This is a genomic window from Bradyrhizobium sp. LTSP885, from assembly GCF_000938305.1.
In the GTDB taxonomy this organism is placed as follows: domain Bacteria; phylum Pseudomonadota; class Alphaproteobacteria; order Rhizobiales; family Xanthobacteraceae; genus Bradyrhizobium.
On record NZ_JYMT01000038.1, the window covers coordinates 152,630 to 164,782 of the forward strand.

Genomic DNA, 12,153 nt, shown 5'->3' on the forward strand with positions numbered 1-12,153 from the left:
CGGGCAATGGACAATCTCACAGTAACCGGCGGCGTCACCGGGCCGGGCCGCATCGGGAGGGTCGCGATTGGCGATCTCCTGAAGCGCGCAGCGAGGCGATTTCCGGATCGCGTCGCGCTGACTGACGGGAACCGCCGCGTCACCTTCAGCGAGATCGAACACGACGCCAACCGCTTTGCCAACTACCTCGTGCAGCGCGGCCTGAAGCCGGGTGAGAAAATTGCGACCATCTGCAACAACTCGGTCGAGTTCGTCAAAGCGCTGTTCGGCATTCATCGCGCAGGCCTGGTCTGGGTGCCGATCAACACCATGCTCGGACCAGCGGATATGGACTACATTCTCGGTCATGCCGAGGTGCGCTTCGCGGTCATCGACGACAATCTCCATGTGCAGGCCGATCGCCGCGCGGCGTTGGACGCGCGCGGCATGCAGATGATCGCGATCGATCTGACCGGCAATGCTGGGAAGGCCGGTCTCCCGGGCTTCAACGACCTGTTGCAGGGCCAGTCCGACATTGAGCCGGAGATCGAGATCAACGACCGCGACCTTGCGATGATCATTTACACTTCTGGCACCACGTCGCGGCCGAAGGGCGCGATGCACTGCCATCTCGCCGTGGTCATGGCTGTGATGAGCAATTGCATCGAGATGCAGCTCTCCCGCGACGACGGCATCACCGGGCAATTCCCGCTGTTCCACTGCGCCGGCCATGTGCTGCTGCTCAGCTATCTCTCGGTCGGCGGCCGCATGGCGCTGATGCGGGGCTTCGATCCCGTCGTCTGCATGGAGGCGATCGTTCGCGACAGGCTCACCGTGTTCGTTGGCTTGTCCCTGATGTACCAGGCCATCCTCGATCATCCGCGCCGCGGGGAGTACGACCTGTCGGGCCTGCGCTGCTGCATCTACACCATGGCGCCGATGGGCAAGCCGCTGCTGGAGCGCGCCATCGCCGATCTCTGCCCGAACTTCGTGCTCTCCAGCGGCCAAACCGAGATGTATCCGGCGACCACGATGTCACGGCCGGAGGTGCAACTGGATCGCTTCGGCAATTACTGGGGCGAATCTCTGATCGTTAACGAGACCGCGATCATGGACGACAATGGCAATTTGCTGCCACGCGGAGAGATCGGCGAGCTCGTGCATAGGGGGCCGAACGTGATGCTGGGCTACTACAAGGACGCGAGGGCGACCGAAGAGGCGCGCAAGTTCGGCTGGCATCATACCGGCGACCTTGCGCTGATCGACTTGAACGGCGAGGTGCTGTTCCTCGACCGCAAGAAGGACATGATCAAGTCCGGCGGCGAGAACGTCGCCTCGGTCAAGATCGAGGAGATGCTGCTTGCCCATCCAGCGGTACAGAATGCCGCCGTTGTCGGTCTGCCCCATCCGCAATGGGGCGAGGCGGTCTCCGCCTTCGTCAAGCTGAAGCCCGGCGCGGTGGCCGACGAGGCCGGGATCGAGGCGCATTGCAGACAGCATCTCGGCGGTTTCCAGGTGCCGAAGCTGGTACGAATCCTCGACGAGATGCCAATGACCGCGACCGGCAAGCTGCGCAAGGTCGAGCTGCGGCAACAGTACAGTGGATATTTCGCGGAGCGTGCCTAGTGGCCATTATCGAGAACACCATCTCCACCGGCAGCGCGGCCTTCCAGGCCAATCGCGACGGCATGCTGGGACTGATCGCGCGGATGCGGGCGCTGGAGGAACGCACCCGCACGGCTTCGGCCGCAGCAAAGGATCGCTTCCACAAGCGTGGGCAGTTGCTGCCGCGCGAGCGCGTCGCGCTAGTGCTTGATCCCGGCTCGCCGTTCCTCGAACTCTCGACGCTCGCCGGCTACATGTTCGACGTATCCGATGCAGACAAGAGTGTGCCCGGCGGCGGATTGATCGCCGGTATCGGCATCGTCTCCGGCATCCGCTGCATGGTGAGTGCCAACGATGCCGGCATCGACGCCGGCGCGCTGCAGCCTTATGGCATCGACAAGACGTTGCGGGTACAGGAGCTGGCGCTGGAGAATAAGCTTCCTTATGTGCAGCTCGTCGAGAGCGCCGGCGCCAATCTGCTGCGCTACCGCGTCGAGGATTTTGTCCGTGGCGGTAACATCTTTCGCAATCTGGCGCGGCTGTCGGCGGCGGGATTGCCCGTCGTCACCGTCACCCACGGCTCGTCGACTGCGGGCGGCGCCTACCAGACGGGCCTGTCCGACTACATCGTGATGGTGCGCGGCCGCACCCGCGCGTTCCTGGCAGGGCCGCCATTGCTGAAGGCCGCGACCGGCGAGATCGCGACCGAGGAGGAGCTTGGCGGGGCCGAAATGCACACCTCGATCTCGGGCCTTGGCGATTATCTCGCCGAAGACGACCGCGACGCGCTCCGCATCGCGCGCGAGATCATGGTCAAGCTGCCATGGGACCGGCCTAAGCGCGACGAAGGCGTGTTCAAGCCGCCACGCTATGACGTGGAGGAACTGCTTGGCGTCATGCCTGTCGATCACAAGCGGCCCGTCGATATGCGCCAGGCGATCGCGCGCTTCATCGACGATTCCGATTTCACCGAGTTCGGCGCCAATTACGGTCCGGCGACGATCTGCGGCCACGCCCATATCGAAGGTCAGGCAATCGGCATCATCACCAACAACGGCCCGCTCGATGTGCCCGGCGCCAACAAGGCGACGCATTTCATCCAGGCCTGCTGCCAGTCGCGCACGCCGATCCTCTATATGAACAACACGACGGGCTACATGGTTGGCAAGGCCTATGAAGAAGCCGGCATGATCAAGCACGGCTCGAAGATGATCCAGGCGGTGACCTCAGCAACGGTGCCGCAGATTACAATCTATTGCGGCGCGTCGTTCGGCGCCGGCAATTACGGTATGTGCGGCCGCGGCTTTCATCCGCGCTTCTGCTTCTCCTGGCCGAATGCCAAGACCGCCGTGATGGGCGGCGAACAGGCCGCCGAAACCATGGCGATCGTCACCGAGGCCGCGGCCATCAGGCGCGGCAAGCCGATCGAGAAGGAGAAACTGGAGGCGATGAAGGCGCAGATCGTTGGCGTGTTCGATGGCCAGATGGATGTGTTCTCGACCAGTGCCCGCGTGCTCGACGACGGCGTGATCGATCCGCGCGATACGCGCAGCGTGCTCGCCGAAGTGCTTTCGATCTGCCGTGAGGCCGAGGCACGCAACCCGCAACGCATGCAGTTTTCGGTGGCGCGGCCATGAGTGGGACAGCAGTGAAGCGGACGCCATTCTTCAAGATCCTGATCGCCAACCGCGGCGAGATCGCGCTGCGCGTCATGCGCACCGCGCGGCGGCTCGGCTACGGCGTGGTCGCGGTCTATTCCGATGCCGACCGCGATGCACTTCATGTCCGCGAGGCCGATCAGGCGGTGCGAATCGGCGAGGCGCTGCCGGCGCAATCCTATCTCAAGATCGACGCGATCATAGCCGCGGCGAAGGCGAGCGGCGCCAGCGCGGTGCACCCCGGCTACGGCTTCCTGGCCGAGAACGAGGCGTTCGCACAGGCCTGCCGCGATGCCGGACTCGTGTTCATCGGCCCATCGCCGGAAGCGATCCGGGCGATGGGCAACAAGGCGGGCGCCAAGGACATCATGCAAAAGGCCGGCGTGCCCTGCGTGCCCGGCTATCAGGGCGCCGACCAGAGCGATGCCGCGATGCTAGCGGAAGCCAAGTCGATCGGCTTCCCGGTGATGATCAAGGCAGTGGCCGGCGGCGGCGGGCGCGGCATGCGGCTGGTTACGGACGCAACAGCGTTTCCGGATGCGCTGCGCAGCGCGCGCTCGGAGGCGCAGGGTGCGTTCGGCGATCCGACCGTCATCCTCGAGCGCGCGATCGTCGATCCTCGCCACATCGAGATTCAGGTGTTCGGCGATCGCCATGGCAACGCGATCCATCTCGGCGAGCGCGATTGCTCGGTGCAGCGGCGGCACCAGAAGCTGATCGAGGAGGCGCCGTCGCCTGCTGTTACGCCCGAGTTGCGTGCACGGATGGGCGCCGTCGCCGTGCAGGCGGTCAAGGCAATCGGCTATGAAGGCGCCGGCACGCTGGAATTCCTGCTCGACCGCGACGGCCATTTCTATTTCATGGAGATGAACACGCGGCTGCAGGTCGAGCATCCCGTCACCGAGGCGATCACCGGGCTCGATCTGGTCGAGTTGCAGCTCCGCGTCGCCAGCGGTGAGCCGCTTCCGCTCAAGCAGGAGGAGGTCACATTCTCCGGCCACGCCATCGAGGTGCGGGTTTGCTCGGAAGACGCCGCGCATGACTTCATGCCGCAATCGGGCACGATGGCTTTGTGGCAGATGCCGGACAACATCCGCGTCGAGCACGCGCTGCAATCGGGCGCGGAGATCCCGCCGTTCTATGATTCGATGATCGCCAAGATCATCAGCCACGGCGCGACCCGCGACGAGGCGCGGGGCAAGCTGATTTGCGCCCTCGAACACGTCGCGGCCTTCGGCGTCACCACCAACCAGGGTTTCTTGATCGATTGCTTGCGGCATCCCGTCTTTGCCAAGGGTGAGGCGACCACGGCCTTCATCGGTCAGTACCGCGATGCGCTGCTGGCCCCGCGTGCGGATCAGGGTCGCGACATCGCGCTGGCGGCGCTGTTGCTGTACGTCACCAACGCCTGCGCGCCGCCGTGGCAGCGCGGACGATCGCTCGCCGCGACATTTCCGCTGGGCTTGCGGATCGATCTCGGCCACGGCGTGCAGGAGATCGAGATCGTCCGCGAACGTGACGGCAGCTACCTCGCCGCCCGCAATGGCGACCAATACCGTTTCAAGATCGACGAGCTCGGCCGCGATAGCATCCGCTTCCACCACGACGGGCTGATGGAATCGGCGAGATTCCTGCGTGATGGCGATCGACTCTCTGTCCTGCATCGCGGCGTTACGCTGTCGGCCCGCGATCTCACGCTCGCGCCGCCGGAATCGGCGAGTGCGGCCGGTGGCGATGGCAAGGTCCGCGCCGCGATGAACGGCCGCGTCGTCGCGCTGCTGGTGAAAGCCGGCGACAAGGTCGCGGCGGGTCAGCCGGTGATGACGCTGGAGGCGATGAAGATGGAGCACGTGCATACGGCCGGCGTGGCTGGCACGGTGTCGTCGATCGATGTCGCCGAGGGTGAGCAGGTGACAACGGGGAAGATCGTGGTCGAGATCGAGGCGGCCGCGTAAACTGTCGTCCCGGGCAAGCGTAGCGCGACCCGGGACCCATAACCACAGGGCATGATGAAGGGGAAGGCTGGAGCCACAGCTGCGCGCCGCAATGAACAGTTGTGGTTATGGGTCCCTGCTTTCGCAGGGACAACGCTGAGTTATTGATCAAGCCGCCCAGTCCCATCATTCAGCCAGCACGCCACCTGATGCCCTGTCCCGGCTTCCTTGAGTGCCGGCCGCTCCGTCCTGCAGCGATCGATGGCGTAGCGGCAGCGGGTGTGGAAGGCGCAGCCGGGGGGCGGGTTGATCGGGCTCGGCACGTCGCCATCGATCATCGGCGCCAACCGCTTGGCTTTGGGGTCGGCGATCGGCACCGAGGCGAGCAGCGCTTGCGTATAGGGATGCCGCGGGTTGGCGAACAGCGCGTGCTTGTCTGATATCTCGACGATGCGGCCGAGATACATCACCGCAACGCGATGGCTGATATGGGCGACGACGGCGAGGTCGTGCGCAATGAAGAGGTAGGAGAAATTCTGCTGGCGTTGCAGGTCGATCAACAAATTGATCACCTGGGCCTGGATCGAGACATCGAGCGCCGAGACCGGCTCGTCGCAAACGATCAGGCGTGGTCCGAGCGACAGCGCCCGCGCGATGCAAATGCGTTGGCGCTGGCCGCCGGAGAACTGGTGCGGATAGTTCTTCATCTGGTCGGCGCGCAGGCCGACCTGCTGGAATAATTCCGCGACGCGATCCCGTTTCTTCTGACCGGTCGCGAGGCCGTGTACGATCAGGGGCTCGCCGACAATGTCGCCGGCCGTCATGCGCGGGTTGAGCGAGGCGAACGGGTCCTGGAACACGATCTGCATCGAGCGGCGATACGGCCGCAGCGCGGTCTTGCTGAGCGGCGCGATATCCTCGCCGTCAAGCCTGATCGCGCCGCTGGTCGGCTCGACCAGCCGCAGCACAGTGCGTGCCACCGTCGACTTGCCGCAGCCGGACTCGCCGACGAGGCCGAGCGTTTCGCCGGCGCCAAGTGAGAAGCTGACGCCGTCGACCGCATGCACGGTGCCGACTTGTCGGCGCAAAATGCCGCCGCGCACCGCGTAATGCTTGACGAGATCGGTGACTTCCAGGAGCGGGCGCTGCTCGGTCATGAGGCCGCCACCGTCTCGCCGGCGCGCCAGCACGCGGCCCAATGGTTGGCGGCAAACTCTTGCAGCGGGGGATACTCCTGACGGCAGCGGTCGATCGCGAGCTTGCAGCGCGGTGCGAAGGCGCAACCGGGCGGCAGATTGGTCAGCGAGGGCACCATGCCGGGAATTTCGGTCAGCCGCGCATCGGTCTTGGCGCCGAGTCCGATCACCGCAGGTATAGAAGCCATTAGCCCACGCGTGTAGGGATGCAACGGGGTCTCAAACAGCGCCTCGACGGTCGCCTCCTCGACCTTCTTGCCGGCATACATCACGATCACGCGCTGCGCGGTCTGTGCGACGACGCCGAGATCGTGGGTGATCAGGATCAGCCCGGTGCCGAGTCGCTGCTGCAGATCGACGATCAGCGCCAGGATTTGCGCCTGGATGGTGACGTCGAGCGCGGTGGTCGGCTCGTCCGCGATCAACAGCGCCGGACGGCAGGCCAGCGCCATCGCGATCATGGCGCGCTGGCGCATGCCGCCGGAGAGCTGGTGTGGATACTCCCGCGCCCGCCGCTCGGGCTCCGGGATGCGCACCAGCCGCAGCATGTCGACCGCCTGCTTCCATGCCTCCTTGCGGCTGACCTTCCGGTGCAGGCGCACGGCTTCGATGATCTGATCGCCGATCCGCATCACCGGATTGAGCGAGGTCATCGGCTCCTGGAAGATCATGGAGATGCGATTGCCCCTGACGTCGCGCATCGCAGCGTCGTCGAGCATCAGGAGATCGGTGCCCTCGAGCAGCACCGAGCCGCCGACGATGCGGCCGGGCGGATCGGGCACCAGGCGCATGATCGACAGCGCGCTGACGCTCTTGCCGCAGCCGGATTCGCCGACGATCGCCAGCGTCTCGCCGCGGCGGACCGAGAACGAGACGTCATCGACCGCGCGGAACAGGCCGGAATTGGTGAAGAACACCGTCTGCAGGTTCTTCACGTCGAGAACCGTATCGAGCGCTAATGCCTCGCTCATCAGCCGCGCTGCCTCGGATCGAGGATGTCGCGCAGCGCATCGCCGAACAGATTGGTGCCGAACACCGCCAGGCTGATCGCGATGCCCGGAAAGATCACCAGCCACGGTGCGACGCGGACATATTCGGCGGCGGATTCCGACAGCATCCGGCCCCATGACGGGTAAGGCTCGGGAATCCCGAGACCAAGGAATGACAGTGACGCCTCGGTCAGAATGGTCGAGCCGAGCTGCGCGGTGGCGAGCACGATCAGTGGCGCGATGGTGTTCGGTAGGATGTGGCGCAGCGCGATCCGTGTCTCGCTCATGCCGATCGATTTGGCGGCCTCGACGAACGGCTGCTCGCGCAGCGCCAGCGTGTTGGCGCGGATCACGCGGGAGACCGTCGGGATCAGGGGAATCGCGATCGCCAGGATCACGTTCGGCAGCGACGGCCCGAGCGCGGCGGTCATGACAAGCGCGAGCACCAGCAGCGGCAAGGATTGCAGGATGTCGGTGACGCGCTGGAACAGGAGGTCGACCCAGCCGGAGAGATAGCCGGAGGTGAGTCCGACCATCACGCCGATCGACGCGCCCAGCGTCGTGGAGCCGATCCCGACCGCGAGCGAGATTCGTGCGCCATGCACGATGCGGCTCCAGACGTCGCGGCCGAACGAATCGGTCCCGAACCAGTGAACCGCGGAGGGCGCGGCAAGGCGGTGCGCGGCATCGACGCTGAGCGGATCGTAGCGGCAGATCAGGTCGGCGGAGATCGCGATCCAGACGAACAGCAGCATGATGACGAGGCCGATCGTGCCGAGTATGTGGCGCTGCGCGAGGAAAGCGAGCCGGCGCCAGCCCTCGCCGGCATTGGCGCCGGCGCGTCGCAATTCGCTGTCGAAGTCGAGTGTCGCCATCGGGTTAATCCCCAAACCGGATGCGCGGATCGATCGCGGCGTAGAGCATGTCGACGACGAAATTCACGGTCACCACCACGACCGCGATCAGCATCACGATATTCTGCACGATCGGATAGTCGCGCCAGCGCAGCGCCTCGACCAGGAAGCGGGCGATGCCGGGGATGTTGAACACGGTCTCGGTGACGATCAGGCCGCCGATCAGGAATGCCGCCTCGATGCCGATCACGGTGATCACGGGCAGCACCGCGTTCTTCAGCGCATGGCGATAATTGACCGAGGCTTCCGAGGCGCCTTTGGCGCGCGCGGTGCGGATATAGTCCTGGCGCAGGATTTCCAGCATCGAGGACCGCGTGATACGCATGGTCAGCGCCGCGCTGCGGAAACCGACCGCCATCGCTGGTACCGCATAGATCGTGATTGCTTCAAGCCAGGTCTTCGGGTTCGGATTGAAGATCGGCATGGTTCCGAACAACGACACCGAGGCCATCAGGATCAACAGGCCGAGCCAGAACGACGGCAGCGACAGGCCACTGAGGCTGACCACGCGCAGCGCATAGTCGAGCTTTGAGCCTTGATGGACGGCGCTGATGACGCCGAGCGGAATGCCGATCGAGGCGGAGAACAGCAGCGCCAGCCCGGCGAGCCGCGCTGTGATCGGAATCCGCGGCAGGATCTCCTGCAGTGCCGGCTTCTCCGAGACATAGGAATAGCCGAGGTCGCCGCGCAGCAGGCCTCCGATCCAGTGCAGGTACTGGATCACGATCGGCTGGTTGAGGCCGAGTTCGCGCTCAAGATTGGCCTTGTCGGCGGGATCGACGAAGCCGGCCGCGTCGAACAGGATGTCGACGATGTTGCCAGGCACGATCCGCAGCAGCACGAAGATGATGACCGAGATCCCGAACAGGGTCACGAGCATCAGGAACAGGCGCCGGACGATATAGGCAAACACCCTGGCTCTCTCCCTGTCCCGCCTGGTTCTTCTTTTGACGCGTTTTCTTCACGCGAACCGGTTCCCACTTCGCTCGAAAACGCTATGCCTTACTTATCCAGCCAGACGTCTTCGTAGCGATAGCCGTTGTAGGAGCTGTTGGACATGATCGTGACATTCTTCACATAGGGCTGCCAGCAGGTGCCGGTCCGGGCATGGAAGATGATCGGACGCGCGACGTCCTCCTGCAGCTTCTTGTCGATCTCCCAGACCATCTTCTTGCGCTTGCTGACGTCGGTTTCCTCCGACTGCTGGTCGAACAGCTTCTCGATGTCCTTGTTGCAATAGTTGGTGTAGTTGCGCTCCGAGCCGCAGGCATAATTCTCGTAAAAGGACTGGTCGGGCTCGTCGACCGCATTGCCTGTCAGATTGAGCCCGAGCGAATAGTCCTTGCGCGCGATCTTGGGGAACCATTGCGCGGTGTCGACGACGTCGAGCTCGGCGTCGATATAGATGCTCTTGATCTGGTCGATCAGGATGATGGCGGGGTCGCGGTAAACCGCGATGTTGCGCGTCGACACCTTGATCTGCAGATGCTTGTCCGGCCCGTAGCCGGCTTTCTGCATCAGCTTGCGGGCCTCCTCGCGATTTTTCTCGATGTCTGGGCCGTAGCCGGGGATGGATTCCATCATGTCCTTCGGCATCGCCCACAGACCCGACGGCGCCGGCTCCATGGTGCCGCCGATGTCGCCCTGTCCCTCGAACATGATCTGGATGAAGGCCTTGCGATCCAGCGCCAGCGCCAGGGCGCGGCGGATGTCGATGTTGTCGAACGGAGGTCCGCTCGAATTGATGATGATGTTGGTCGAGACGTTGTTCGGTTCCACCACGCACACTGCGTTGGGCGCCTGCGACTTGACGTCCTTGAGCAGCGGGATCGAGACTTCGGTCGGGAACGTCATGTCGAACTTGCCGGAGACGAAGCCCAGGATCGCGGTTGAGCGGTTGGTGATGATGGTGAACTCGATGCCGTCGAGATAGGGCAGGCCCTTCTTGAAGTAATCCGGGTTCTTGACGAGCTTGATCGACTCGTTGGCCTTGAACTCGACGAACTTGAACGGGCCGGTACCGACCGGTTTGGTGCGCATCTCCGCCGGCGACAAATGGCAGGGATAGATCGGCGTATAGCCTGAGGCGAGCAGCGACAGCAGCGCGGGTTGCGGCCGCTTCAGGTTGAATGAGGCCTCATAATCGCCGTTGGCCGTGACGTCGTCGACCTCGTCGTACCAGGACTTGCGCGGGTTCTGCCGGAATTTTTGTGGCGACTTGCCCATCAGCATGTCGAAGGTGCATTTGACGTCGGCCGAGGTGAACGGCTTGCCGTCGTGCCATTTCACGTCCCTGCGCAGCTTGAAGGTGAGCGTCTTGTTGTCGCCGTTCCAGGCCCAGCTCTCCGCGAGCTCGGGCCTGATCGTCTCAGTGCTGTTCTGGGCGATGTGCTGGTCGAAGATGACGAGGTTGTTGAAAACCGGCATGAACGGGATGTTGATCGAGTAGGTCGAGCCTTCGTGGATCGAGGCGCTGCCGGGACTGTCGCGGTGATAGATCCTGAAGATGCCGCCTGATTTCGGCTCGCCGGCCAGTGAAACGTCGCTGATTGCCAGCACAGACAATACCGCGATGGCCAGCGCTTGCACGCTCCGCATGGTCCCCTCCACGAATTTCGGTCTCATCGGCCGATTGGCATCGACGATACCACGGTGAGGGGTTGGGGGGATTGGCAATTCGGATGACACAGCAAGATGAAAGTTTCGACACACCGGAAATAATGACGCTTGTGCGCGGAACCGGTGGCTTGTTTTGCTATTCAGTGGTGGATTTCCTTCTCATCTCGGCGATATGCGGTGAGTTGTCAGCGGCAGTTTGTCGCTGAGGCAACCTGTTCAACGAACTTTCAATTCTCCCCGTCATCCTGAGGCGCTCGCGCAGCGAGCCTCGAAGGATCGACGGCCCCGCCGGTGGCCGTCGATCCTTCGAGACGCCGCTTCGCGGCTCCTCAGGATGACGGTGCGATGAGAACAAGACGCTCACTCCGCCGCCTGCGAGGAGGGCGGGCTCATGCCGGGGACGCCGTCCGCATCGGTCGCCGAGATCGTGGTGCGGATCATCAGGCGGCCTTCATGCGCCGGCCACGGGCGACCCCGGTGCATGGTGGCACGGTTGTCCCACATCACGACGTCGCCCTGTTTCCATTGGTGCAGATAGCTGACGCCGGGCGCGGTCGCGGCAGCGGTCAACTCCTCGATCAGAGCCTTGCCGGCCTCACCGTCCATACCCTCGACACCATACGCGTGCGAGGCGAGATAGAGTGCGCCGCGGCCGTTGACCGGATTGCGCCACACCATGCGCCAGCACACCGGCGGCAGCGCATCGACCTCCGCAACTGTTGCGAGCCCGTCGGCGACCTTGCTGCGCGAATGCGCATAGGAGTGCCAGGCGAAGGAATTTTCCAGCCGCTTTGCGACGTCCTCGTCGAGCCGCTCGAAAGCAAGCCGCATCGAGACGAATTCGGTCTCGCCGCCATGCTCGGGGATGATCCGCGCCGACAGGATCGAGGTCAGCGCCGGCACGCGCTTAAAGGAGGAGTCGGTGTGCCAGAGCTGGTTGGCCTTGGCTCGCAATTGCTGCAGGTGATCCGATGGCACCACCTTGCCGTCGGGACCGAAGGTCGAGAGAATCACGAAATGTGAGCCGGTGCCCATCGAGCCGACTTTTGTCACCTCGGGCGACCCGAAGCGGCGCGAGAACGCGAGTTGGAGGTCGTCATTGACCTCCTGGCCGCGGAACACCAGCACCGAGTGCTCCTCGAACGCCGCGCGCACCGCCGCGTAGGCGGCATCACTGGCTGCAACATCGGCGAGCGTGACGCCGCGCAGTTCGGCGCCAAAGCCGGGATCCAGTGGGATCACTTCCATCGGAATATCCT

9 protein-coding genes are annotated in these 12,153 nt (G+C 64.0%); 3 read left to right on the plus strand and 6 right to left on the minus strand.

Annotated elements, in window-relative coordinates; all coding sequences use genetic code 11:
• Positions 1 to 6 precede the first annotated feature (6 nt).
• Genes UP09_RS24565 through UP09_RS24575 form a run of 3 tightly spaced genes read left to right on the plus strand, consistent with a single transcriptional unit; the run spans position 7 to position 5,197 of the window.
• Complete coding sequence (locus tag UP09_RS24565) at positions 7 to 1,605, plus strand: AMP-binding protein (protein WP_044540866.1); 1,599 nt, start codon at positions 7 to 9, stop codon at positions 1,603 to 1,605.
• Positions 1,605 to 3,221 carry an acyl-CoA carboxylase subunit beta gene (locus tag UP09_RS24570; RefSeq protein ID WP_044540867.1) on the plus strand — a complete coding sequence of 539 codons (1,617 nt, stop codon included), beginning with the start codon at positions 1,605 to 1,607 and terminating at the stop codon, positions 3,219 to 3,221. Before UP09_RS24565 ends, UP09_RS24570 begins: the two co-directional genes overlap by 1 nt.
• Positions 3,218 to 5,197 carry an acetyl/propionyl/methylcrotonyl-CoA carboxylase subunit alpha gene (locus tag UP09_RS24575; RefSeq protein ID WP_044540868.1) on the plus strand — a complete coding sequence of 660 codons (1,980 nt, stop codon included), beginning with the start codon at positions 3,218 to 3,220 and terminating at the stop codon, positions 5,195 to 5,197. Before UP09_RS24570 ends, UP09_RS24575 begins: the two co-directional genes overlap by 4 nt.
• Before the next feature lie 140 nt (positions 5,198 to 5,337).
• On the opposite strand, the gene UP09_RS24580 is transcribed toward UP09_RS24575, so the two are convergent.
• The 6 genes from UP09_RS24580 to UP09_RS24605 form a co-directional block, all read right to left on the minus strand.
• Positions 5,338 to 6,333 carry an ABC transporter ATP-binding protein gene (locus UP09_RS24580; protein WP_044541199.1) on the minus strand — a complete coding sequence of 332 codons (996 nt, stop codon included), beginning with the start codon at positions 6,331 to 6,333 and terminating at the stop codon, positions 5,338 to 5,340.
• Positions 6,330 to 7,343 (minus strand): ABC transporter ATP-binding protein, encoded by a 1,014-nt coding sequence (locus UP09_RS24585; protein WP_044540869.1) that lies wholly within the window; start codon positions 7,341 to 7,343, stop codon positions 6,330 to 6,332. The genes UP09_RS24580 and UP09_RS24585 overlap by 4 nt, the downstream gene beginning before the upstream one ends.
• A complete protein-coding gene (locus tag UP09_RS24590; protein ID WP_044540870.1) occupies positions 7,343 to 8,236 on the minus strand; it encodes an ABC transporter permease in 894 nt (297 codons plus the stop codon). Before UP09_RS24590 ends, UP09_RS24585 begins: the two co-directional genes overlap by 1 nt.
• A 4-nt stretch (positions 8,237 to 8,240) precedes the next feature.
• Positions 8,241 to 9,188, minus strand: a complete 948-nt coding sequence (locus tag UP09_RS24595) for an ABC transporter permease (protein ID WP_044540871.1) — start codon at positions 9,186 to 9,188, stop codon at positions 8,241 to 8,243.
• An 89-nt stretch (positions 9,189 to 9,277) separates the two neighbouring features.
• On the minus strand, positions 9,278 to 10,873 hold the full coding sequence (locus UP09_RS24600) for an ABC transporter substrate-binding protein (RefSeq protein WP_044540872.1): 1,596 nt from the start codon (positions 10,871 to 10,873) through the stop codon (positions 9,278 to 9,280).
• A 381-nt stretch (positions 10,874 to 11,254) separates the two neighbouring features.
• A complete protein-coding gene (locus tag UP09_RS24605; RefSeq protein WP_044540873.1) occupies positions 11,255 to 12,142 on the minus strand; it encodes a TauD/TfdA dioxygenase family protein in 888 nt (295 codons plus the stop codon).
• Positions 12,143 to 12,153: the final 11 nt, after the last annotated feature.

Bases quoted from the DNA above. Each gene is read 5' to 3' on its own strand.
- UP09_RS24565 (WP_044540866.1), top strand. From the start codon at position 7: ATGGACAATCTCACAGTAACCGGCGGCGTCACCGGGCCGGGCCGCATC.
- UP09_RS24580 (WP_044541199.1), bottom strand. From the start codon at position 6,333: ATGACCGAGCAGCGCCCGCTCCTGGAAGTCACCGATCTCGTCAAGCAT.
- UP09_RS24585 (WP_044540869.1), bottom strand. From the start codon at position 7,343: ATGAGCGAGGCATTAGCGCTCGATACGGTTCTCGACGTGAAGAACCTG.
- UP09_RS24575 (WP_044540868.1), top strand. From the start codon at position 3,218: ATGAGTGGGACAGCAGTGAAGCGGACGCCATTCTTCAAGATCCTGATC.
- UP09_RS24600 (WP_044540872.1), bottom strand. From the start codon at position 10,873: ATGCGGAGCGTGCAAGCGCTGGCCATCGCGGTATTGTCTGTGCTGGCA.
- UP09_RS24590 (WP_044540870.1), bottom strand. From the start codon at position 8,236: ATGGCGACACTCGACTTCGACAGCGAATTGCGACGCGCCGGCGCCAAT.
- UP09_RS24605 (WP_044540873.1), bottom strand. From the start codon at position 12,142: ATGGAAGTGATCCCACTGGATCCCGGCTTTGGCGCCGAACTGCGCGGC.